Source organism: Sphingopyxis sp. SCN 67-31, assembly GCF_001725095.1.
Genome location: NZ_MEFH01000003.1, coordinates 1 through 23,549, shown reverse-complemented (window position 1 = coordinate 23,549; position 23,549 = coordinate 1). Strand labels below are relative to the sequence as shown.

Below are 23,549 nucleotides of genomic sequence, written 5' to 3'. Positions count from 1 at the left end.
GGATCGTTTCATACTAGGCTAATCCGTCTATGGATGCATTTGACGAATCCCGTCAGGAAATGAAGTGGCGCCGATCCTCGCGCCGATCCGCGATGGCCTTCGCCGGGCTGGTCGCCGGGGCTCTCGCGACCGGGTTCGCGGGGGCGGAGGAGGCATCGCCCAGCGCCGTCGAGTGGCTGGCGAAGGCCGATGTCGCGCGCGAACAGGCCTATTCCACGTCCGATCCGCAGCAGCGCGCCGAAGCGCTGGTCTCGTCCGCCGAGATGCTGAGCTGGGCGAAAGGACAGGTTTTCCTGCCCGGTGGCGGCGTCGCCCCGATCGATTATGAAAGACGGCTGGCCGAAGCGCGGCAAGCGGTCGAGAAGGCGGGCGACAGCCGCGACGATCTGCTCGACCGGCTGGCCAGGCTTCCGGGTATCGACCGCGGACGCGAAGGGGGGCGGCAGAAAGTGATCCGGCCGCCCGGCGATCCGGCCTCCGTCAACATCCGCTTCGAGGGCGGCGCGCCCGCGATCGTCTATGCCCGTACGCAATTTCCGGCCCCGCTCCGCCTGCGCGTTCGCGACGAAGCCGGCAATATCCTCTGTAACGAGGAGCGCGCGCGCGGACGCGTTCTGTGTCGCTGGCGTCCGCTCAGCCCGCAGAGCGTCGTCGTCGATACCATCGCGCCCGACGGCGGCAGCGCCGGAGCGATCAGCATCTTCACCAACTGAACCCGCGCCGCCTGACAGATTTTGTCACGTGCGCCGAGGCGCCTTTCCATTGCATCGTGCCGCCGATGAAAGCCGGCGTCCGTCGGCCGGTCCGGACAGGGAGGCGCCGCAATGGGGGTGGAGGATAAGGGAGTATTGCGGGGCGAAACGGGCGGAGGCGGCGGGTCCAGCCTGTTCGTGCTGGCCGCCTGTGCCTTGCTGCTGGGCGGGGGCTGGTATTGGCTGGAGGGAGGTTCGGACCGAGCCGAACCGGTCGCCGCGCCCGCAGCCCCCGAAGCGAGCCCGGATCAGGATGTCCAGCCGGCGATGACGGGCGAGGCCGAAGGCGAAGGCACGCCGGCAGGCGCGTCTTCCGGCAGCGCCTTGTTCGGCGGGCTGGGCGGAACGGACGTCGCCGACAATCCAGCCGAGACCCCGCCGATGCCGTCACCGTCGCCATCATTGCCGCCGCCGCCCTCGGGCGCTGCGCCGCTGTTCCGCCAGGCGATGGTCGGAAGCTGGTCGCGGGAGAATAGATCCTGCGAAGCCGCGTCGACGATGATCCTCGGCGAAGATGGCACCTTCGTCGTGGGGAACGAGGCGGCGGGCGACTGGAAGCTGATGGGCAACCGGCTGATCCTGCAAGCCCGGTCGACCAGGAAATCCGAAGGGGACCTGGCCGTGTTCGAGGTGGAGCCATTGGGCAACGGTCGCATCCGGGCGAAAGGCCCCGACGGCACCATCTCTGTGCTGGTGAAATGCCCTGATTTCTAGGGTTCGGGGGGCGTCGGCAGGCATCAGCGGCGACAAGCATCCGATATGCCAATGGAACCCCTCGAAAAGCCAGCCTCACTCACGATCAGACAAGAAATGGAGCGACTTATATGTCCTCGTGTCATTTCCGCATATCGAGAACCGGTATCTTTGGCCTGGCCGTCGTCGCCGTGGCGGCGTGCGGGGCGCAATCCCCTGCACACGACAGCGCAAATGCAGCGACCCTGGCGACACAATCCGCCGCCAATGCGACAGGGGCTCCAGCCGTCGCGGCTGGGGCATTGCCGATCGAGCAGGGCATCTACGGCAATGTCGAGGGAGGAAGCTGCGCGCGCGCATCGCTGGTCTTCTTCTACGATGGCGCGAATTACGGATATGTCAAACAGGCCGAGCCGGGCGCGAACGGCGCTGGCGCATATTCGGAGGTCAATCCTATCCACCGTGTCGGAGCCCCGTCACGCGACAGCGATTTCTACGATTATTATCGTGGCTACACGCTCGTCTGGAATGCGGAGAATGCAGATAGCGACGAGGATATTCTGGGGATAAAAGCGGAAGGCAATGGTCGGTTTGCGAGCATCCAGGTCAGTCAGGGCGGTGCCTCGGGCGGCGAGATGATCTTGGAAGAGGCCTATCGGAAGTGCGCCTTCGCGCAGCTTTCTCCTCAGATGCAGGCGACGATCCGCGCCGAGCGGCCGCAACTGGCCGGCGCCGCAACCGGACAGGCGAGCACCGCGTCGCATATCCAGGGTTCCATTGAATTTCCTCCGATGGAGAAGGGATATTACGCCATCCAAACGAGCTGCGCGGCGGCGGTCGCAGACCCCTATCTGACGTTGATGTATATCGACGAGAAGCGCCAGAGCGCCGCCGATGGCGGTACGGAAACCCTTGGCTTCAGGAATTTGGGTCACGGTCGCTACGAACGAAGCTATCGCGCGGTCGATCCCAGCGGAAAATCCTACACGGACAGTCAGGTAATGGCGGTCAGGAGCCGCACCAGTTTCACCGTCGAATATGATGACGGCGAACATGTCACGCACACATATTGCCCAACCACCCAGATTCCGCGAGCCGAACGAATGGAATGGGGGGATCTTGTCCTCAATAGATGATCGCGAGCGCAGGCGGTGCCTGCCTTGTCCTCCTACCGCAGTGACATAAGCTCGCGGCGCGTCAGCTTTCCACGAATTCTCGCCAAAGGGCGCCAGTCAGCAGCCTGGCGAACGAAAGGCTCCGCCAGCCCGGCTCTTCACTTGCATGCGCTACGGCGCCCGGGCGGACGGATGCTTCCTAGAATTCGATCGAGGCCGACGCCTTGAAGGTGCGCGGGCCACCCTGCAGCAGCCGCGAGCCGAAGGCGCTGAAGGCGTTGTAGGCAGAAGCCCAGTAGCGCTTGTTCGCGACATTATCGACGTTGAAGCGCAAGGTCAGCGGGGTGTCGCCGACCAGCGCGACATAACGCGCGCCGAGGTCGAAGCGGGTCCAGTCGTTCAGTTCGAGCGTGTTGGCCGCATCGGCCGCCTGTTTGCCGGTATAAACGACGCGGCCGACCAGCGTCAGCGCGGGCAGGAAGGGCAAATCCCATTCGACGTTGGCATTCGCCAGCACGTCCGGCACGCCGACCGCGTCATTGCCCTCGTTCAGCCCACCCTCGGTCCGGCGCAGCTTGGCGTCGTTGAAGGTCAGGCCCGAGATGATCCGCAGACCGTCGACCGGCTCGCCGTCGAGCGTGATCTCGATGCCGCGGTTCCGCTGGGTGCCGTAATTGCCATAGATCAGCGTGGCGGGATCGACGAAGCTGTTGGGCTTGTCGATCTGGAACAGCGCGAGACCGGCATTGAAGCGGCCGAAGTTCAGCTTGCCGCCGACCTCATATTGTTTCGATCTGACCGGCGGCAGCGCCGCGCCGCCGTTGACGACGGGCAGGGGGGCCGTGCCTGGCAGGCCATCGTCGTCATAGGTCGGCGGCGCGCTCGAACCTGCCACCAGCCCCTCGATCCGGTTGGCGTAGAGGGATACGCCGGGCACCGGCTTGACGACGAGGCCGAGGACCGGGGTTACGGCCGATTCCTTGTAGCCGCTGGTTTGGTCGCCTGCATTGAAAGATACCGGATCGAAGATGGTGCTGTCGTTATACGCATAGCCCTTCGTCTTGATCTCCTGCAGGCGCAGGCCGCCGGTGATCAGGATGCGGTCGTCCCAGAGGCCGAGCGTGTTCGAGACGAAGACGCTCGACAGGCGGCTGCGGGCGATCGGAAACACATTGTCGAGATCGCCGCCGACGAACTGGTTGGGCGCCGGTCGCGGCGCGACGACGGGATCGTAAAGGTTGGTGGCATAGCCGACGAGGTCGAAATCATAGGCGTTGCGGTTGACCTGCCAGTTCACCGCGACGCCGGCGTTGATCTCGTGGCTGACGCCGCCGCCGGCCAGCTTGATCCGGATTCCCGCGGTGGCTGCTTCGTTGTTGTCTTCGCGCGGCACATAGGAGCCAAGGCCGGTGGCGGCGCCGGTCACCGGATCGGTGACGGTGATGCCGGCGGTGGTCTGGTCCTCGCGGCCGTCGCGTGCGCCGACCTTGGCATAGAGCATCGCCGCGTCGGACAGGTCATATTCGAGGCTGAAGGTGCCGAAGAAGTCCTTGGTCAGGATCTGGCTCCACGGCTGCGAATAATTGGTGTCGGCATCGGGCACGCGCGGGATGGCCGCGCCGATGCTGACCTGCCCGCGCCAATATGTCTGGTTCAGCCGCTGATAGTTGAGATTCAAGGCGGCGCGCAGCGGGCCGCTGTCGTAATCGAGCGTCGCGCCCAGGACATAGCTCGAATGAAACTCATCGTTGACCGCAATGTCGCCGCGGCGCGCCGAGGCATTGATGCGAAAACCCCATTCGTCGCCCGCGCCGAAGCGGCGCGCCACATCGACCGCGCCCGACAGGTGCGCGTCGGAAGTATAGCCGAGCGTCGCGCGCGCCATGTCGCGTTCGGCCTTTTTCGCGATCAGGTTGACGCTGCCGCCGATTCCGCTGCCGCCCGGCGCGGCGCCGTTCAGGAAGGCGCTCGCGCCGTTGATGACCTCGACCGACGAGAATAGTTCGGGCGCGACGAGCTGGCGCGGCGTGATGCCGTAGAGGCCATCGAAGCCGACGTCGTCCGACGACAGGTCGAAGCCGCGGATGACGAAGACCTCGCCGGCGATGCCGAAGCCCAGTGCGGTGCGGATTGTCGGGTCGTTTTCCAGCACTTCGCCCAGCGAGTCTGGCTGCTGGTTGAGAATCAGCGCCTCGTTGTAGCTGCGGATGTTGAACGGAATATCCTCGGCGGCCTTGGTGCCGAACACGCCGACATTGCCGCCGGCGGTGACCTTCGTCTGGTTGTTGCGCTGCGCGGTGACGACGATGTCGTCGCCGCCGACCGCGTCCTGCGCGATGGCAGGCGCCGTGATCGCGAGCATCGATGCCCCGGCGGTCAGGCCGATCATGCCGCGGAGGGAGAGACTGGACATGTTATTCCCCTTTTTGATGCGGCTTCACGCCGCGGGTCGGATGTCAGGTGCGGCGGAACGTCATGGCCCAGCCGACGGCGAAAACGGGTATGGCGAGTGCGGCCCAGGAAGCGGCGTCGCGAAGCCCGTCGCCGGTCAGCGCGACGACGAGGCCCGCGATGCTGACGAGCGCAACGAGAAGCGGGATTGCGAAGATCGCGGCGAGGCCATGTTTCTTCCTCATTCGGCAGGCACCAGCGCGCCGCCGCTCTCGACCTCGCGAACGAGCGCGTCGGTGCCGCTGCGGCGTTTTCCGAGCCAGAGATAGAGGCCCGAACCGAGGACGATCATCGTGAAGAGGGTGAGGATCGCCCACAGGATCTTGAGCGGCAGCCCGCCATAATCGCCAAAATGGAGCGGCTGCGACAGCGCGAGCGCCTTGGTGTACCAGGGCATCGGCCGTGCGTCGGTGAACTCCCCGGTCTCGGCGTCGATCAGCGCCGAGGTGAGCAGGCGTTCGGTCAGCGGCGTATCGCCCTGGAAGAAGACGGCATAATGGTGCCGACTGCTGAAATTGCCGCCGGGGAAGGCGATGAACTGCGGATTGTTGCCGGGGATCGCCTTGCGCGCCGCGGCCATTGCCTTGTCGATCGAGCCGTAACGCGATGGCGGCACCGCGCCCTTGCCGTCATAGGCCTTGGTCATCTCGGCGAGCTCGGTTGTCTGCCAATATTGGAAGATCGGGGTCGCGAGCGCGTTGATCACCCCGGTTGCGCCGACGACACTCATCCACGCGAGCGCGACGATGCCGAGGAGGTTGTGATAGTCGAGCCATTTGACGCGGGCGCTGCGCGACGTGCGTAGCGTCCCGAAGTCGAGCTTCTTCATGAAGGGCGCATAGAGCACGACGCCGGAGACGATCGCGACCACGAACAGCAGCCCCATGAATCCGAGGAACAGCATCCCGGGCAGACCGAGGAACATGTCGGTATGGAGCTGGAGCAGGAAGTGCATCACCCCGTCCTCGTCGACCGCGCCCGTCCGCTCGCCGGTCGAGCGATCGAAGAGCTGGATCGTCATATCCTGGGCAGGGGAGTCGGGGCGCGGCGCGGTGGTGATCGTCAGCGACGGCTGATCGTTGTCGAACGCCATGAAGACCGGGACTTCGCCCGGCCGGGCGGCGAGCGCTTTCGCCAGCATTTCGTCGAGTGGCCTGAGGCCCGGCGCTTCGCGCGACGAGCCGACGCCGGGCATGCCATAAGCCGGGGGGCCTTCGGTCAGCGCGTCGATTTCGTCGTGGAAGATCAGCGGCAGGCCGGTCGCGCACAGCATCAGCAGGAAAGCCGTGCAGACGATGCTCGTCCACTTATGGATGAGAAACCAGGTCCGGACGGTCGATCGCTGCACGGAACGCTCTATTCGCGATATTGAAAAGGATTATCAATAGCAGCCATTAGGTGCCTGCTTGATGGCATGCAAGCGGTTTCGCGCCGTGGGCGGAGCAAGCCAAAGCTCGAGGCAGCGCGCGCGTTACGGTATCGTCCGCATAACGGCGTCTGTTTTCATTAAGGATGCACGGGTTCCAGGCACTGCTCGGCATCGGATTCCATCTGGATGGTTGCATGCGAAATACCGAACTCGTCATGGAGCATCTCGGATATCGCTCGCCGCACGGCTTCGGGATCACCGCCGGGCTGAAAGACAGCATGCGCCGTCAGGCTCATGTCGCTTCCCGCAATCGACCAGAGATGGAGGTCGTGCACCTCCATTACCCCGGCGACCTTGGCCATGCTCGTCCGAACCGATCCAAGATCGACGCCGCGCGGCACGCCTTGCAGCAGGATGTTCGTCGTGTCGCGCAGCAATATCCAGGTCCGCGGCAGCACCCACAGGCCGATCGCGATCGCGACGATCGGGTCGACCCAGCTCCAGCCGGTAAAATAGATCAGCGCCGCGGCGGCGATCACGCCGAGCGAGCCGAGCATGTCCGCCCACACCTCCAGATAGGCGCCCTTGACGTTGAGGCTTTCGTCCTTCCCGCCTGCGAGCACGCGCATCGCGATGAGGTTGATGACGAGCCCGGCCACGGCGACCGCGAGCATGCCGAGCGACTGCACCTCCTGCGGTTCGACGAACCTCCTGATCCCTTCATAGAGTACATAGGCGGCGACCGCGAAGAGGAGCAGCGCGTTGAACGCCGCGGCAAGGATTTCGAAGCGGCGGTAGCCATAGGTGCGCCTGTCGTCGGCGGGCCGTCGCCCGATACGGATCGCCGCAAGCGCGATCGCGAGCGCTGCCGCATCGGTGAACATATGTGCGGCATCGGACAGAAGGGCGAGGCTGTTGAACAGCCACGCCCCCGCCAGTTCGGCGATCAGGAAGGTGCCGGTCAGCGCCAGCGCGATCGTCAGGCTGCGGGCGTTGGCCCCGGCCGCATGATCGTGCCCGGCGTGATCGCCTTCGTCATGGCTATGCGAATGCGCCATCTTCGATCCTTTCCTCTGTCTTCGCCCGCTCTCCCCCATAACGCGCATAGAGGGTCGGAAGCACGAAAAGGGTGAGCAGGGTCGCCGAGATCAGCCCGCCGATCACCACGGTAGCGAGTGGTTTCTGGACTTCGGCGCCCGCGCCCGTCGCAAGCGCCATCGGCACGAAACCGAGGCTGGCGACGAGCGCGGTCATCACGACCGGCCGCAGGCGTTGCAGCGCCCCCAGGCGCGCGGCTTCGGCGCGCGCGACGCCGCTGCGCATCAGATCCTGGATCGAGGACACCATCACGAGACCATTGAGGACGGCGATCCCGGACAGCGCGATGAAACCAACGGCTGCCGAAATCGAGAAGTCCATCCCGCGCAGGAACAGCGCCAGCACGCCGCCGATCAGCGCCAGCGGAATCCCCGTGAACACGATCGCCGCGTCGCGCGGCGAACGAAGCGCGCCATAGAGCAGCAACAGGATCAGCACGAAGCACGCCGGAATGACGAGTTGGAGCCGGTCACGCGCCGAAGCCAGATTCTCGAACTGACCACCCCATTCGAGATAACTGCCGGCCGGCAGGCGAACATCCTTGGAGATCGCCGCTTTTGCATCGGCCACGACGTCCGAGATCGCGCGCCCGCGGACATTGGCCTGCACCACGACGCGGCGCTTGCCGTTTTCGCGGCTGATCTGGTTCGGCCCGTCGACGATCGCGATATCGGCGACGCTGGCGAGCGGGACGAAGGCGCCGCCAGCGACCGGAACCTGTATCTGTTCAAGCACCGACAAGTCCGAACGCTGCGTATCCGCAAGGCGCACGACGACCGGGAAGCGGCGGTCGCCCTCGAAGATCGTGCCGGCCTGACGTCCGCCGATCGTCGCGGTCACGACATCGTGCACGTCCTGCGCGGTGACGCCGAGCCGCGCCATCGCGTCGCGGTTGGCGCGGATGTCGAGCATCGAAAGGCCCTCGGTTTCCTCGACGCGCACATCGGTGGCTCCTTCCGTCGTGCGCAGGATCGCGGCGATTTCCCGCGCGGTCGCATTCATTGCGTCGAAATCGTCGCCGAATATCTTGACCGCCACGTCGCCGCGCACCCCGGCGATGAGTTCGTTGAAGCGCATCTGGATCGGTTGCGTGATTTCATAGGCATTGCCCGGAAACTTGTTCAGTTCCTTCTCCAGCCGCTCGACGAGATCGGCCTTGGCGAGGTTCGGGTCGGGCCATTCCTTCCGCGGTTTCAGGATGACGAAATTGTCGGTGGCGTTGGGCGGCATCGGATCGGACGCGAGGTCTGCGGTGCCGGTCTTCGAAAACACGATCGCGACCTCGGGCTGTTTCGACAGCATGCGCTCGATCGGCAGCTGCATCGCCTGGCTCTGCTCGACCGAGGTCGAGGGAACGCGGAAGGCCTGAATCATCAGATCGCCTTCGTCGAGCTGCGGCAGAAACACCTGCCCGAGCGAGAGGAAAGCGATGATCGCGACAACGAACCCGCCGATTCCGGCGCCGATGGTCAGCTTCGGTTTGGCCATCGCCCGGTCGAGGCCGGGTTCGTACCGCTGCTTGAGCCAGGTCATGATCCGCCCCTCCTTCTCCTCGACCCGCTTCGAAAGCCAGATCGCGATCGCGGCGGGCACGAAGGTGAGCGAGAGGATGAAGGCGAATCCGAGCGCGATGATGACGGTCAGCGCCATCGGGATGAAGGTCTTGCCCTCGACCCCGCTCAGCGTCAGCAGCGGCACGTAGACGAGGATGATGATGGCCTGGCCATAGACCGATGGCCGCACCATCTCTCGCGCTGCCGCGGCAACGGTCGCCAGCCGCTCCTCGATCGTCAGGATGCGGCCGTGCCGGTGCTGGAGGTCGGCCATGCGCCGCAGCGCATTTTCGACGATGATCACCGCGCCGTCGACGATCAGGCCGAAGTCGAGCGCGCCGAGGCTCATCAGGTTCGCCGAAACGCCCGCCTGCAGCATGCCGAAGCTGGTCAGCAGCATCGTCACCGGAATGACGAGCGCGGCGATCAGCGCCGCCCGGAAATTGCCGAGCAGCAGGAACAGGACGACGATGACGAGCAATGCGCCTTCGGTCAGGTTCTTGCCGACCGTCCAGATCGTCGCATTGACGAGCTTGGTGCGGTCCAGCACCGGCTCGACGATGACATCGGGTGGGAGCGAGGCGTTGATGCCCGCGAGCCGGTCGGCGACCGCCGTCGCGACCGTGCGGCTGTTCTCGCCGATCCGCATGATCGCGGTGCCGACGACGACCTCCGTGCCCGCTTCGGACGCCGAGCCCATCCGGACGGCCTGCCCGGTGCGGACGCTCGCAACCTGATCGAGCGTGATCGGAACCCCCGCCCGCGTCGCGACGACGGTGCGCGAAAGCTCGGCGGCGTTGCGGATGAGCGCATCAGAGCGGACCGCGAGCCCTTCGCCGTTGCGCTCGACTACGCCGCCGCCGACGGCGGTATTGTTGCGCTCGAGCGCTTCGGCGAGGTCGGCGAGGCCGAGGCCGAGCGCGGCGAGCCGCTGCACGTCGGGGACGACCATATATTGCTTCGAATAACCGCCGATTGCATCGATCCCGGCAACTCCGGGAACGGTGCGCAGAAGCGGGGTAACGATCCAGTCCTGCGCGGTACGCAGATAGGTCGCCTTGTCGGCTTCGGTGACGAGCCGCTCGCCCTCGGGCGTCATATAACTGCCGTCGGGCTGAAGGCCGGGTTCGCCGGGTTTGTGAACGTCGTCCTTGCGATGCGCAAGCCGCACCGTCCACATATAGACCTCGCCGAGCCCGGTCGCGATCGGCCCCATTTCGGGGCGGACGCCGTCCGGCATCGTCTCGGCGGCTTCGTTCAACCGTTCGCCGACCTGTTGCCGCGCGAAATAGATATCGGTCCTGTCGGTAAAGACGGCCGTTACCTGCGCAAATCCGTTGCGGCTCAGCGAGCGGGTATATTCGAGGCCGGGAATCCCCGCGAGCGCGGTCTCGATCGGGAAAGCGACCTGCTTTTCGATCAGTTCGGGCGAGAGCGCAGGCGCGCGGACATTGATCTGGATCTGATTGTTGGTGATGTCGGGAACCGCGTCGATCGGCAGGCGTGAGAGCGCGAAGGCGCCGATGACAGCGGAAATGGCGGTGAGCAGGACGACAAGCCAGCGATTGTCGACCGCCCAGGTGACGGTGCGGGCGATCATGGCTCAGTCCTCATGCCCTGCTTCGCCCTTGCCGATCTCGGCCTTGAGCGCGAAGCTGTTGGTGATCGCGATCTCTTCGCTGCCCCTGAGGCCGGATCGCACGATGACATTCGGGCCGGCACGGTCGCCGGGAACGACCGGAACCGCCCTGAATCCTTCCTTGGTGCGGACGAAAACGACGCTCTTGCCCTCGACTGTCTGGATCGCGGTGGAGGGAACGCTGATCGACGTATCGCCGCCATCGCCCGCGAGCGCGATCGAAGCGGTGACCGCTTCGCCGACACGCCATTGCCCGGCCCGGTTGTCGAGGATCGCGATGGCGGGCACGAGCCGGGTCGCCGGATCGAGCGCGGGCGAGACGAAGCCGATCTTGCCGCTGGCCTGCCTCCCGGGCGCGCTGACCGTGACAATCGCACCAGGACGGATGCGCCCGGCGTCGGCGGGTTGCAGGTTCAGCGCGAGCGACACGCTCGACAGATCGGCGATGCGGTAGAGTTCGGCGTCCGCCGCGACCGTCTGGCCGAGCACTTGAGCTGGCCGCCGCCGCCGCCGGCCGCCGCCACCTGTTGCTGCGCGAGCCGATAGGCGATGCGCGCTTCGGTCGCCGCCGTGCGTGCCGCGATGACGTCCTGTTCCGGCGAGACGCGCTGCGCGAACAGCCGCTCCTCGCGCGCGAGGTTGGAGTCGGCGAGCGCAAGCCGGGCTTTCGTCGCCTGCACCTCGCCCTGCAACTGTGCCGCCTCGCGGCTCTCGATGATCGCGAGCGTCTGCCCGCGGCCGACGCTCTGGCCGAGATGGCGATTGAGCGCGACGACGCGCCCGCCGATCGCCGCCGATACCGCCTGCGTTCCCTGCGGATCGCCTTCGATCGTCGCGGGAAGCTGGAGCGCGCCTGCGCTGCCGACGGCCGGTCGGCCGAGCGTAATGCCTGCGACCCGGATCTGCTCTGCGGTGAGCGCGATATGGCCTTCCTCGGCGTGGCCGCCTTCTGTCTCGCCATGTTCATCGGCGGGCTTGGCGTTCTCGCTGCCGCTGCACGCTGAGAGCAAAAGTGGCACCAGCGCGGCGGAGAGCAGCTTTCGATTGATGAAGATATTCATGGAATCAATTCCCTTCGATGGGCGCGGGAGCGGTGAGGCGCTCCAACCGGGCCCTGGCAAGTTGATAGGAGGCGAGCGCTTCGATCGAAGCCGATCTCGTTTCGATCAGCGTCCGTTCGGCATCGAGCAATTCGAGCTGTCCGAACTTGCCCTCGCGGTATCCGATGCGCGCTATCCGCGCGGCCTCCATCGCCGCCGAGAGCGCCGGGCCGCTGGCAACCCGCGCCGCGGCCGCCGCATTGTGCACTTCGACCTCGGCGTCGCTGATCTGCTGCTCGACGTCGAGCGCGGTCATGCGGCGCTGCGCATCGGCACGGCGCCGTCTGGCGTTGGCCGCTTCGACCGCGGCGCGCCCGTTGTTGAACAGCGGCAGCGGCATCGAGATGCTGAAGACCGCCGCGACGTCGCTGGTCGCCTCGATCCGGCGGACCCCCGGCCCGACCGTCAGGTCAGGCGCGCGCTGCGATCTTGCGAGTTGCACGCCTGCGTCCGCTGTCGCGAGTTCGGCTTCGGCCGCGGCGAGCGCGAGGCTGCCAGCCGAGGAAGCGGGGCGCGGCGGACCCACCGTTCCGCTTGTCGGCCCGCCGAGAATGCTGACGTCGAGTGGCCCGGTGATCGGACGTCCGACCCGCCGCGCGAGATTGGCGCGCGCAGCGTCCGCGAGACGCCGTGTCCTGTCGACATCGACTTCGGCGTTGAGGCGCGCGACTTCGGCGCGTTCCTGTTCGAGCGGCGAGGCGCGACCCGCTTGCACGCGAACGGTCGCGGCACGCGCCGTGTCGCTGGCGATCCGGAACTGGTCCTCGGCGATCGCGAACCGGATTCTGGCAGCCGCGGCCTGAATATAGAGTTCGGTGACCTGCAACCTGATATCGGCCTGTACGATCGTCCGGGCGAGGAGCGCGCGGCGTGCCTCGGCATCGGCCACTGCGATCCGTGCTCGTCGCTTGCCGCCGAGTTCGAGCGGAATGGCGAGACTGGCGGTGACGTCGGCGCCGTTGACCCCGCTATAGGGGCCCGTGCCGACGAAATTCTCGACTTCGACCAGCAGCGCGGGATTGGGCCTGAGGCCTGCAACCCGGCGTCCGGCCTCGGCCGAATCGACCTCCGCCGTCGCGGCTTCCGCTGCCGGAGCGCTGCCGGTCGCGAGCGCGATGGCATCGTCGAGCGTCAGCAACGGCTCCGATATTGGCCGGCTCACGACGCCGGCCTGCTGTGCATGCGCGATTGCGACGCACGATGTGGCTGCCACCAGGGCAGCAACGAACCTGAACATAAGATCCATCCTCAATTGATCCGGGGGATCGCCGCACGACGCGGCGAGCGCGCTCAGATCGCGAGAGGTGGATCGAGAAGGGGGGGCAGGGTGCGCGAGGGAAGCTGCGTGACGCCAGACGCGAACAGCGGCGCGCGCGCGAACGTCCATGGGGTATCGGATGCAGGCCGCAAGTCGGGCGCGACGGGACAATGATGGTGGCCGCCATGCATCAGCTTCGATGCCGGCTCCTGACTGTCCCGGTCGCCGTCATCGGCCGAAAGATGGAAGGCGGCTTCATCGGCAGTGGCATGCGCCGACGCGGGTTCGGCCAGATGCATGCTGCAAAGCAGCACCCCGATAATCATCAGCAGTCGCATCATCGCACCCGGCATGACTGCTTCCCTTATCGGCCCGAAGCCATTTTGTCGCGCTGCGAAATCAGCGCTTCGAGGTCGGATGGGATCGGCATCGGCTTGAAGGCGCTGATCCGGGCCCGGCCCGTATTGCCGACCGGCAGGCGCCCCGTGAGCGAGCCGAGCGGCACGAGCGCGAGACGGAACAACTGCCCGGCGGCCTCGCGTCCATCGCCTAGCGCGAGCGCGTAGCCGAGCATGCGCCAGTGCGAAGCGAGGTGAAGCGCGAAAAAGGACTGCGCGACGACATGCGCACGTTCGAGCGCGATCCAGGCGGAACGGCCATCACCGGCGGTGCGCGCCGCGCGATAGCGATCAAGCTCGCCCGCGATCAGCTTCCTCGCCTGCTTCCGATCGATCGTGTCCACGAAATCTCCCTTGGTCGATTCGCGCCTTTATGCGCCCTGTAGCGGCTACAGGGTCAAGCCTTAGGGTCGAAATTCCCCTCTGGGCTGGGAACCGACTGGGGGCAGCCGGTTCTGCGCGCGGTCCGAATTCATCCTGAATGGAGGCGGTCGGTGCCCCCGCATCACCCCGCACGGATTTCGCCGATGGTCTTGCCGGTCCATCGGCGGATCGCGCGGCGCAGGTTCGCGCTGTCGCTGAAACCCACTTTCCAGGCCACGTCGTCGACGCTCATGCGGGTCGTCTGCAGATATTCGATGGCCAGCTTGCGGCGCACGTCGTCGACGATCTCGCCATAGCTGGTGTCCTCGGCCGCGAGGCGGCGGCGAAGCGTGCGCTCCTGCAGGCCGAGCTGGTCCGCGATCGCCGTCATCGACGGAAAGTGGTTCGGGGTGAGCAGCAGCAGTTGATAGACCTCGCCCGACAGGCCCGACGACATCCGCGACTGCCCGATCAGCCGGTCGCATGTTTCCTCGAGCATCGTCCTCGTGAGGCGATTGCCCAGTTCCGGCGTCTGCTCGAGGATGCCGATCGGATAGTGAAGCTCGTTCGCCTCCTGCGCGTACAGGCAGGGGCAGGACAATTCGCGCTCGTCCTCCGCCGAATGGGCGTCTTCGGCGAGCGCGAACAGCGCGCGGACCGGCAGATTGTCCGATCCCGCCGTGTCGTGGATGTGCGTGTACGTCATCTTCATCTGCTGGCGGACGAGGAAGGTGCGCACGTCGCTGCTCATCACGTCGCGATAGATTTCGTGAAACTGCCAGATCGCGAACTCCCCCTCGATCCGCCAGCCGAGGCGCACGGTGGGGGTGGCGAGCGGCTGATACCGCACCGCGAAATCGAAGAAGTCGCGCATCGTCGGCGAGCACATCAGCGCATAGCCGTACATGCCGTAGGCCGACAGGTGGAGGCGCGACCCGATCGCGAACGCATCGCTGAACTGGGCGCCGGCGGACACGATGTTCTGGCAGGCGATCAGATATTGGCCGATCGACGTCAGCGTATGGGGATTGCGCACTTCGGCGAGCGTCAGGCCGGTGCGGTCGAGCACGGTCTCCGGCGCGATGCCGCGGCCAGCCACCGTGTCGATCACGGTGGCCAGCTTGAAAGGCGCAAAGATGCGTTGATTCAGCGAAGGAAAGCCGGCGCGGCCATTGCCGTTGGCGAATGCGCCTTGACCATCATCGACAGGCATATCGTTCCTCAGAATAAAGCGTGTCCGCCAAAGACACAGCGATGTCCGCTAATGCTCTTACAAACCGCTCTGGCAAATCATAAGCACGACATCAAGCCGGCAGAGCCCGGCGCCAGGAAAAGCCTAGCCAGGGAAGAGGAACATCATGTCGATCAGAACCATTCTCAAGGGACGCCGCGCGCGCATGCTGTGCGGGTCCGCAATCGCGGCGGCCATGCTGGGCGCAACGGCTGCCGCTCATGCCCAGAGCGCCGACGATAGCCAGGACAGCGCGGCGGAAGCCGATACGGAGATCGTCGTCACCGGCACGAGCATCCGCGGCATTCCGCCGACCGGATCGGGCCTCATCAGCGTGTCGCGCGAAGACGCAAAGCTGATCGGCGCGGCGAGCACCCCCGAACTGCTGGCGACCGTGCCGCAGCTCAACAGCTTCAACACCGCCCCGCGCACGAGCAACGGCGGCCTCGGCTCCTTCGCGCCGGGCCTGCGCGGCCTGCCGTCCGCCGCGACCCTGCCGCTGATGAACGGGCATCGCCTGATCTCTGGCAGCACCCAGCAGACCAATCCCGACTATCCGTTTCTTCCCGAACTCGCGATCGAGCGTGTCGAGATCGTCGCCGACGGCGCATCGGCGATCTACGGCTCCGACGCGGTCGCGGGCGTCGTCAACTTCATCACCCGCAAGCGCGTATCGGGGATCGAGGCCAACGTCCGCTACGGTTTCGCGGACGATTATCACGCCCTCAACGCGGGCGTCCTTTTCGGGCACGAATGGAGCAGCGGCTCGTTCGTCGCGGCCTATCAATATTCGCAGAACGGCAACATCACCGGGGCGGACCGCCGGTACCGGTCGCTCGACTTCCGGGCGGCCGGCGGTATCGACACGCGTTCGGCGGTGTGCCCGGACGCCAACGTCAACCTGTTCACCGGACCGATCTATGCCGCGCCCGGCCTGGCGCCGGGCCTCAACACCTGCGACCCGCGCGGGCCGGTCGATCTCGTTCCGGAGAACCGCACGCACAGCCTGTTCGTTTCGGCGCGGCAGGATCTGTCGTCCAGCGTCACATTGTGGGGCGACCTGCTCTATTCGGATCGCAAGGACGTGGTGCAGGCCGCGCTGCCGGGCCAGACATTCGTTCTGATAACCGCGACCAACCCCTTTTTCCGGGCCCCGCCGGGCACCGGCGCCCTGTTCGAGTTCGTCGATTTTCGCCCCGACAATCTGGTCGGCGCGGATCATTTCGACCAGACCTATCGCGTCAGGACCGGCAATGCGACGGCCGGGATCGACGTCAAGCTGCCCGGCGACTTCAAGGCGAGCCTGTACGGGACCTTCAACTGGTCGCGCAACGATACTTTCCAGCCGGGGATCGACACCACCGCCCTGACGGCGGCGGCGGCCGGGACCACGACCGCGACGGCGCTCGATCCGTTCGGTACCGGGACCAGCCCCACCGTCGTCGCCGCCATTCTCGACAATCCGACCGACTTCACCAATCATCAGCGCACCCGGATCGGTGCCGTGAAGGTCGACGGCCCGCTGGCCGATCTGCCGGGCGGCGAGGTCAAGGTCGCTCTTGGCGCCGAATATCGCCGCGAAACATATGATCAGCGCGGATCGAGCGGCGGCGTCGGATTTCCCGAGGATCTGAAACGCAGCGTCCAGTCGCTGTACGGGGAATTGTTCGTGCCGATCGTCGGCGAAGGCAATGCCTCGCCGATGCTCCGCAGCCTCGCGCTGTCGCTTTCGGGGCGCTACGATCATTACAGCGATTTCGGTTCGACGACCAATCCGAAGGTCGGCATCACCTGGGAGCCGGTGGACGGGTTGAATTTTCGCGGAAGCTACGGTCGTTCGTTCAGGGCGCCCGGCCTTCGCGATCTGGGTTCGACCGTCGGTTCCTATTATGCTGCCGCGGCGCTCGTCGATGCTTTCGGCGCCCGCGATCCCCTGCGCGGCGCGGCACAGGTCAACACGATGCTGCTTTACGGCGGCAACCAGAATCTGAAACCCGAAAAGGCGCGGACCTTTTCGCTCGGCGTCGATTTCCGGCCCGTATTCGCTCCGGGATTCAGCGCCGGCGCGACCTTCTACGACATCAAATATAATGACGTCATCGGCACGCCGTCGGGCCTCGGCGCGCTGCTCTTCACCGACCCGACCTTTGCGTCGCTCGTCATCCGCGACCCGACCGCCGCGCAGGTCGCGGCGGCGATTACCGACACCGTTCCCTTCTTCTACACCTTCTCGGCGGTGCCGACGATCGAGAACATATTGGACTTGCGCCAGGGGAACTTCGGCATCCGCAAGACGAACGGGATCGATTTCGATGTGCGTTACCGGCATACGGCGGGTTTTGGCACGATTTTCGGCGGCGTCGCCGGCAACTATATCCTGAAATACCGGACCCGGTTGTCGCCGACCTCGGCGGTCAGCGATTCGCTCGAGGCGGGCATCCCGCGAACCACGCTGCGCACGACGCTGGGAGTCACGGCGGGGCCGGTCACTCTGGTCAACTTCGTCAATCATCGCAGCGGGGTCACCGCTTCCTTTGCGACGCCGACCGGGTCGGGCCTCTATCATTCGAAGGGCTACACCACGGTGGACCTGCGCCTGTCCCTGCGGCTGCCCGATACGGGTTTCGCCAGGGGAACGGAGATTGCGCTGCAGATCAACGATCTGTTCGACAAGAAGCCGCCCTTCTTCCCCGGGACGGACGGCATCGGCGGCGCCCATAATGCGATCGGCCGCTATGCGGCGATGAGCCTGCGCACCGCCTTCTGATGCCATGGGCGGCGATCTTCGATGAGGTCGCCGCCCGTCGTTCACCCGCCTGATCGAGCGGAACTGGGGCCGGTGCAGCGCTCCTCGTCATATCTCCCTGAAATGAAACAAGGTCTGTTATGAGTCATGCCAGCAACAGCGCGGACGCCCCGGCTCCCGTTCCGCAGATCCGCCTGTATTCGGACTGGCTCAAGACCACGCACGATCTGGAATTCGCGGAATATGAGGATTTGCGCCGCTGGTCGGTCGACGATCTAGAAGGCTTCTGGCGCAGCATCTGGGATTATTATCGGATCGAATCCCCGACGCCGTTCGCGGCCGTGCTCGGCGAAGACGCCATGCCGGGCGCGCGCTGGTTCGACGGGGCGCAGGTCAGTTACGCCCGGCACGTGTTTCGCCATGCGGTCCCCGCCGACGCCGCCGGCCAGCCCGCGATCGTCGCCGAGAACGAACGCGGCGACCGGGCGGTCCTCAGCTGGGCGGACCTCAGGCGGCAGGCGGCGTCGCTGGCGCTCGAACTGCGCCGGCACGGGGTCGGGCGGGGCGACCGCGTGGCCGCCTATCTTCCCAACATCCCGGCGGCGGTGATCGGCCTCCTGGCATGCGCCAGCCTGGGGGCGATATGGACGCTGTGCTCGCCCGACATGGGGGCCAATGCGGTACTCGACCGCTTCCGCCAGACGAGGCCCAGGGTGCTGATCGCGGTGGACGGCGTCGCCTATGGCGGCAAGGCCATGGACCGCAGCGCCGCCGTCGCCGAGATTCGGCGTCAACTGCCCTGCATCGAAGTGCTGCTCGTCATCGACAGCGGATTCGGCGAGGACAAGGTGCCGGGCGCCGTCGCCTTCGAAGAGGCGGTGGCGCGCGACGATGCCGAGGTCGCGGCGTTCGAACCCGAATGGCTGCCCTTCGATCACCCGCTGTGGATTCTCTATTCGAGCGGGACCACCGGCCTTCCCAAGCCGATCGTGCACGGACATGGCGGGGTCCTGCTCGCGACCTGTGCGGGCCAGCTCCATTTCGATCTCGGACCGAGCTACGCCCCGAACAATTTCGGCGACCGTTTCCACTGGTACAGCGCCACCGGCTGGGTGATGTGGAACATTCAGGTCGGCGGCCTGCTCAGCGGCACGACCATCTGCCTGTTCGACGGATCGCCCAGCGGGCCCAAGGGGACTCCCGACTGGACCCGGCTGTGGCGGTTCGCGGCGCGCAACGGCGTGACCTGGTTCGGGGCCGGCGCGGCCTTTTTCACGAGCTGCCAGAAGGCCGGGCTCGACCTGTCCCGGATCGGCGGCCTCGAATCCGTTCGCGCGCTCGGCAGCACCGGCTCGCCGCTTCCGCCCGACGTCCAGCGCTGGGGTTCGGCGCAATTCGCCGGATTGGGCCGCCCCGATATCTGGTGGTGCAACGTCAGCGGCGGGACGGAGATCGCGGCCGCCTTCATGGCCGGCAATCCGGAGCTTCCCGACACGCCGGGGCGATTGCAGTGCCGCCACCTCGGCGCCGCGATCGAGGCGTGGGACGAGCGGGGCAAGCCGGTGATCGGCGAAGTCGGCGAACTCGTCTGCACGCGCCCTTTCCCGAGTATGCCCCTGCATTTCTGGGGGGACGAGGACGGCAGCCGCTACCGCGAATCCTATTTCGCCGAATGGCCGGGCATCTGGCGCCACGGCGACTGGCTGACGATCGGCACCGACGGCGGCTGCACGATCTCGGGGCGCAGCGATGCGACGATCAACCGGCACGGCCTGCGCATGGGCACCGCCGAAATCTATTCGGCGGTCGAACGATTGCCACAGATCGCCGACACGATGATCGTCGACATCGAGGGCGCGGACGGCGACAGCCAGCTGATCATGTTCGTCGTTCCGGCCGAGGGACATGGCGTCGATGCGGCGATGGAGGCGGCGGTGGCGACCGCCATTCGCGCCAGCCTGTCGCCGCGTTTCGTGCCCGACCGGCTGATCGCCGCGCCCGGCATTCCGCGCACGCTGTCGGGCAAGAAGCAGGAACTGCCGATCAAAAGGCTGTTCGGCGGCTGGCCCGTGGCGAAGGTGATCAATGCCGACGCGACCGCTACCCCGGAGGTTCTGCCCTGGTATATCGATCGGGCGCAGCGCTGGCGGCGCGACATGGACGCAAAGATGGCGCCGCACGCGGGAGAGGCGATGTAAGGGCGGGAGCCGCCGGCGCGCGCCGGCCGGATCGGGAAAACAATGGGCAGGGAAGGTGCTAGGCATATGGACAGGAACGGATCGCCGGATCGGCCGGGCATCGTGGACAGCCGCGCACCCGGCCATCGCGGCCTGGTGCTCGGCATGCTGTGCTTCGTCTATGTGCTGAATTTCCTCGACCGCCAGCTCGTCTCCATTCTCGCCAAGCCGATCCAGGATGGCTTGCAGATCACCGACAGCCAGCTGGGCCGGATCACGGGATTCTATTTCGCGCTCTTCTACTGCTTCATCGCGATCCCCGTCGGCTGGCTGGCGGACCGCACGAACCGGGTGAAAGTCCTCTCGCTCGCCTGCGGCCTGTGGAGCGCCGCGACCGCGGCGTGCGGCATGGCGGCGAATTACGGGCAACTGGTGGTCGCCCGCATGGCGGTCGGCGTGGGAGAGGCCGGCGGCGTGCCGCCATCCTATGCCATCATCTCCGACAGCTTCCCGCGCGAGCAGCGGGGAACCGCGATGGGCATCTTCAATCTCGGCCCGCCGCTCGGGTCCGCGCTGGGGGTGGCTTTCGGCGCCTCGCTGGCGGCCGCCTATGACTGGCGCGTGCCGTTCTACGTCGTCGGCGCGGTCGGGGTGCTGACGGCGGTGCTCGTCTACCTGATCGTTCCGGAGCCCGCGCGCGGCCAGTTCGACCCGGCGCCCGTTTCCGCCGTCGCCGCGGAGCCCGGTCAGGGCTTCGGGCAGGCAATCCGCAGCTTCTTCGGCAACCGGATTCTCGCGGTCACCGCGCTTGCGAGCGGCGCCGCCAATTTCATCACCTATGGCCTCAGCAATTTCGCCACCCTGTTCCTGATGCGCGAGAAGGGGATGACGCTGGAGGAGGTCGCGATCTGGTATGCGCTGGCCGTCGGCATCGGCATGGGGGCGGGCATTTTCGTCTCCGGCCGCCTCATCGACCGCTTCGGGGTCCGGAACAAGGCGGCCTATGCCAGCATTCCGGCGCTGTCGCTGCTGCTCGCCCTGCCTTTCTTCCTGGGTTTCGCCACCGCGGAACGCTGGGAGGTCGCGCTGGCGCTGCTCTGTGTGCCGCTGTTCCTCAACTCCTTCTTCCTGCCCGCGACGGTCACCTTCGTGCAGGGAGAGGTCGATCCGGATGCGCGGGTCATTTCGGGCGCCTTGCTGCTCCTCGTGATGAACCTGATCGGCCTTGGCCTCTGCCCGACCTTCGTCGGCATGGCGAGCGATTTCTTCCGCCCGGAATATGGCGGGCATGCCTTGCAGATGGCCTTTTATGCGCTGGCGCCCATGTACCTGATCGCGGCGCTGCTGTTCCTGTGGCTCGCCCGTCTGATCAGGCGGGCGCCTTCCGCCGCCGTTCCGGAGCGGCGCGAAGCCAATCCTGTGTGAAGGGCTGGGGAAGCGGGGAACGAAGTGAAGGTGACAGCTTTGCGGAGACAGACATGAAACGGAAAAACAGCCTTGCCGCCGCCGCGGTCCTCATCATGGGGTGGATGGTCCCGAGCGATGCGATGGCCCTGGCGCCGACCCCGGCGCCGGATGCCGTCGCCGCGCGTTGCAACGGCCTCGCCGCCCTGCGGCTCCCCGATACGAGCATCGTCAGCGCGGCGCTGGTTCCGGCCAAGGCGGCCGAGACGACGATTGCGGGCGAGACGCCCGGTTACCGGAGCTTCTGCCGCGTCGTCGCGCGCGTGCGCTCGGCGCCCGATTCCGACATCGGCGTCGAAATCTGGCTGCCCGCCCAGGACTGGACCGGCGTCTTTCACGGCAATGGAAACGGCGGCTTCGCCGGCGTTCTCGCTGGCGGCTATTCGGGGATGGTCGACGGGTTGCGGCGCGGATTTGCGACCGCGACGACCGATGCGGGAACCGCGCCCGCCTCGCCGCTGGAGGGCGATGCCCTGATCGGCCAACCGCGCAAGTGGCGCGACTGGGGCCGCCTGTCGACGCATGTGATGACCGTGACCGGAAAGGCGATCACCAGGGCCTTCTACGGTCGCGACGCCCGGCGCTCCTATTACACCGGCTGCTCGACCGGCGGCCAGCAGGGCCTGATCGAATCGCTCTACTATCCGGCCGATTACGACGGAATCCTCGTCGGCGCGCCCGTCATCAACCGGACCTGGGGCCATGCTGCGGTGCTTTGGGACTATGCCGCCGCGCATCGCGCGCCCGGCAGCCTGCTCTCCGACGCCAAGCTGAAGCTGCTCAACAAGGCGGCGATCGCGACCTGCTGGCGACAGGGGCACGGTCTGGCGGGGGACCGGTTCATCTCCGATCCCCTGAGTTGCAGCTTCGACCCCGCGGTCCTGCAATGCATGGGCGCGGCATCGGACGCCTGTCTGTCCGAAAACGAAGTGGCCACCGCGCGCGCCTTTTATTCGGGACCGACGGGCCGCGATGGCAAGGCGAGCTATTTCGGCTGGCTCCCGGGAAGCGAAATGCCCGACACCTTCGGCTGGTCCTTCCTGCAAACGCCGATCAACGGCCAGCCGCCTTTCGGCGCGCTTTTCAAATGGGTGTTCGGCGCCGACTGGGACTGGAAGGGGTTCGATTTCGATCGCGACATGCCCGCCGTCGATGCGCGTCTGGACCCCATCGTGAACGATGCCACGCGCGGCAGTCTAGAGGCGTTCGCCGCGCGCGGCGGCAAGCTGATCATCTATCACGGTCTGGCCGATACGCTCGTCGCGCCGGGCCAGTCGATCGCATTCTATGAGCGGCAGGCGGCGCAGCTTGGTGGCGGCCGCAATCTCGCGGACAGCGCGCGCCTGTTCCTCGCGCCCGGCATGATGCATTGCGGCGGCGGCACCGGCCCCGACGCCTTCAACGCCACGCTCGGCATCCCACCACGACCGCCGGCCGACGATGCGAAGCATGACATTTTCTCGGCCCTGATTGCCTGGACCGACAGCGGCGAGGCGCCCGATCATGTCATCGCGACGAAATTTTCGGCCGAGGATACGGGCGAGATCGCCATGCAGCGACCGCTCTGCCCCTATCCGCGGAGGGCGGTGTATCGCGGCTCGGGTTCGACGCGGTCGGCAAGCAATTTCATCTGCACCGGACCCGACGATCGCTGACGCCGCTCCAAGGCCCGTGGCGATTCGGTTTCGACACCGTTTCTCCCTTTCGTCACCCTGAACTTGTTTGGCAATTATCCCTTTCGGACAGGTAGCTGTTCCCCGGCGAAAGCCGGGGTCCACGCGGAGCAGCGCCATCTGGGCCCCGGCTTTCGCCGGGGAACGGGCCGTGATGGAGTATTTGCGGGGCGGCGAAAAAGTGCAGCCCATGACTATGGTCTGTGGGGATTTGGCGTTCTGTGCAGTTTCTCCCATTCGTCACCCTGAACTTGTTTCAGGGTCCATGGTCTGCGCTCGAATGAAAGGCGGCACAAAAGGGAAGGTCCGGCCATGGATGCTGAAACGAGTCAGCATGACGAACGAATGAGGCAGCGCGCCGAAACCCGAAGCTAGCGTCCGCGGTCGTGGTGTAATTTCCGGTGTAGGAACTGGTGCATTTTGGGGTGGGGCATGCCCCACCCCAAAATGCAGCGGCTCTGGTGGCCAC

The 23,549-nt window shown here is 66.1% G+C and carries 16 protein-coding genes and 1 pseudogene; 7 read left to right on the top strand and 10 right to left on the bottom strand.

Annotation, left to right across the window (positions count from 1 at the left end; translation table 11 throughout):
• Positions 1 to 29 precede the first annotated feature (29 nt).
• The 3 genes from ABS88_RS00360 (at position 30) to ABS88_RS00350 (ending at position 2,581) form a co-directional block, all read left to right on the top strand.
• Entirely contained in the window at positions 30 to 713 is a 684-nt protein-coding gene (locus tag ABS88_RS00360; RefSeq protein ID WP_286748624.1) for a hypothetical protein, read from the top strand.
• A gap of 111 nt (positions 714 to 824) precedes the next feature.
• Positions 825 to 1,466, top strand: coding sequence for a hypothetical protein (locus tag ABS88_RS00355; RefSeq protein WP_286748623.1), 642 nt, complete (start codon positions 825 to 827; stop codon positions 1,464 to 1,466).
• A gap of 110 nt (positions 1,467 to 1,576) precedes the next feature.
• Positions 1,577 to 2,581 (top strand): hypothetical protein, encoded by a 1,005-nt coding sequence (locus ABS88_RS00350; RefSeq protein ID WP_212597487.1) that lies wholly within the window; start codon positions 1,577 to 1,579, stop codon positions 2,579 to 2,581.
• 178 nt (positions 2,582 to 2,759) lie between these two features.
• On the opposite strand, the gene ABS88_RS00345 is transcribed toward ABS88_RS00350, so the two are convergent.
• The 10 genes and pseudogenes from ABS88_RS00345 to ABS88_RS00300 form a co-directional block, all read right to left on the bottom strand.
• Positions 2,760 to 4,973, bottom strand: a complete 2,214-nt coding sequence (locus tag ABS88_RS00345; RefSeq protein ID WP_212597486.1) for a TonB-dependent receptor — start codon at positions 4,971 to 4,973, stop codon at positions 2,760 to 2,762.
• Positions 4,974 to 5,016: 43 nt separating this feature from the next.
• Positions 5,017 to 5,196: a hypothetical protein gene (locus ABS88_RS00340; protein ID WP_076074668.1), complete on the bottom strand. Its 180-nt coding sequence runs from the start codon at positions 5,194 to 5,196 to the stop codon at positions 5,017 to 5,019.
• Complete coding sequence (locus tag ABS88_RS00335; RefSeq protein WP_076074671.1) at positions 5,193 to 6,359, bottom strand: PepSY-associated TM helix domain-containing protein; 1,167 nt, start codon at positions 6,357 to 6,359, stop codon at positions 5,193 to 5,195. Before ABS88_RS00335 ends, ABS88_RS00340 begins: the two co-directional genes overlap by 4 nt.
• Before the next feature lie 158 nt (positions 6,360 to 6,517).
• Complete coding sequence (locus tag ABS88_RS00330; RefSeq protein WP_076074673.1) at positions 6,518 to 7,438, bottom strand: cation diffusion facilitator family transporter; 921 nt, start codon at positions 7,436 to 7,438, stop codon at positions 6,518 to 6,520.
• A complete protein-coding gene (locus ABS88_RS00325; protein ID WP_076074676.1) occupies positions 7,422 to 10,631 on the bottom strand; it encodes an efflux RND transporter permease subunit in 3,210 nt (1,069 codons plus the stop codon). Before ABS88_RS00325 ends, ABS88_RS00330 begins: the two co-directional genes overlap by 17 nt.
• A gap of 3 nt (positions 10,632 to 10,634) precedes the next feature.
• Positions 10,635 to 11,731, bottom strand: a pseudogene (locus ABS88_RS00320) (efflux RND transporter periplasmic adaptor subunit).
• A 4-nt stretch (positions 11,732 to 11,735) separates the two neighbouring features.
• Positions 11,736 to 13,007, bottom strand: a complete 1,272-nt coding sequence (locus ABS88_RS00315) for a TolC family protein (protein ID WP_076074681.1) — start codon at positions 13,005 to 13,007, stop codon at positions 11,736 to 11,738.
• 53 nt (positions 13,008 to 13,060) lie between these two features.
• Positions 13,061 to 13,381, bottom strand: coding sequence for a hypothetical protein (locus tag ABS88_RS00310; RefSeq protein WP_076074683.1), 321 nt, complete (start codon positions 13,379 to 13,381; stop codon positions 13,061 to 13,063).
• An 11-nt stretch (positions 13,382 to 13,392) separates the two neighbouring features.
• Positions 13,393 to 13,770 (bottom strand): DUF3703 domain-containing protein, encoded by a 378-nt coding sequence (locus tag ABS88_RS00305; protein ID WP_234002600.1) that lies wholly within the window; start codon positions 13,768 to 13,770, stop codon positions 13,393 to 13,395.
• A 161-nt stretch (positions 13,771 to 13,931) separates the two neighbouring features.
• Positions 13,932 to 15,002 (bottom strand): AraC family transcriptional regulator, encoded by a 1,071-nt coding sequence (locus ABS88_RS00300; protein ID WP_067182456.1) that lies wholly within the window; start codon positions 15,000 to 15,002, stop codon positions 13,932 to 13,934.
• A gap of 145 nt (positions 15,003 to 15,147) precedes the next feature.
• On the opposite strand from ABS88_RS00300, the gene ABS88_RS00295 reads away from it, so the two are divergent.
• The 4 genes from ABS88_RS00295 (at position 15,148) to ABS88_RS00280 (ending at position 23,062) form a co-directional block, all read left to right on the top strand.
• Positions 15,148 to 17,787 carry a TonB-dependent receptor plug domain-containing protein gene (locus tag ABS88_RS00295; protein WP_104959467.1) on the top strand — a complete coding sequence of 880 codons (2,640 nt, stop codon included), beginning with the start codon at positions 15,148 to 15,150 and terminating at the stop codon, positions 17,785 to 17,787.
• A 119-nt stretch (positions 17,788 to 17,906) separates the two neighbouring features.
• On the top strand, positions 17,907 to 19,964 hold the full coding sequence (locus ABS88_RS00290) for an acetoacetate--CoA ligase (RefSeq protein ID WP_076074688.1): 2,058 nt from the start codon (positions 17,907 to 17,909) through the stop codon (positions 19,962 to 19,964).
• A gap of 66 nt (positions 19,965 to 20,030) precedes the next feature.
• A complete protein-coding gene (locus ABS88_RS00285; RefSeq protein WP_286748622.1) occupies positions 20,031 to 21,368 on the top strand; it encodes a spinster family MFS transporter in 1,338 nt (445 codons plus the stop codon).
• Positions 21,369 to 21,421: 53 nt separating this feature from the next.
• On the top strand, positions 21,422 to 23,062 hold the full coding sequence (locus ABS88_RS00280; protein ID WP_286748621.1) for a tannase/feruloyl esterase family alpha/beta hydrolase: 1,641 nt from the start codon (positions 21,422 to 21,424) through the stop codon (positions 23,060 to 23,062).
• The last annotated feature ends 487 nt before the right edge of the window (positions 23,063 to 23,549 follow it).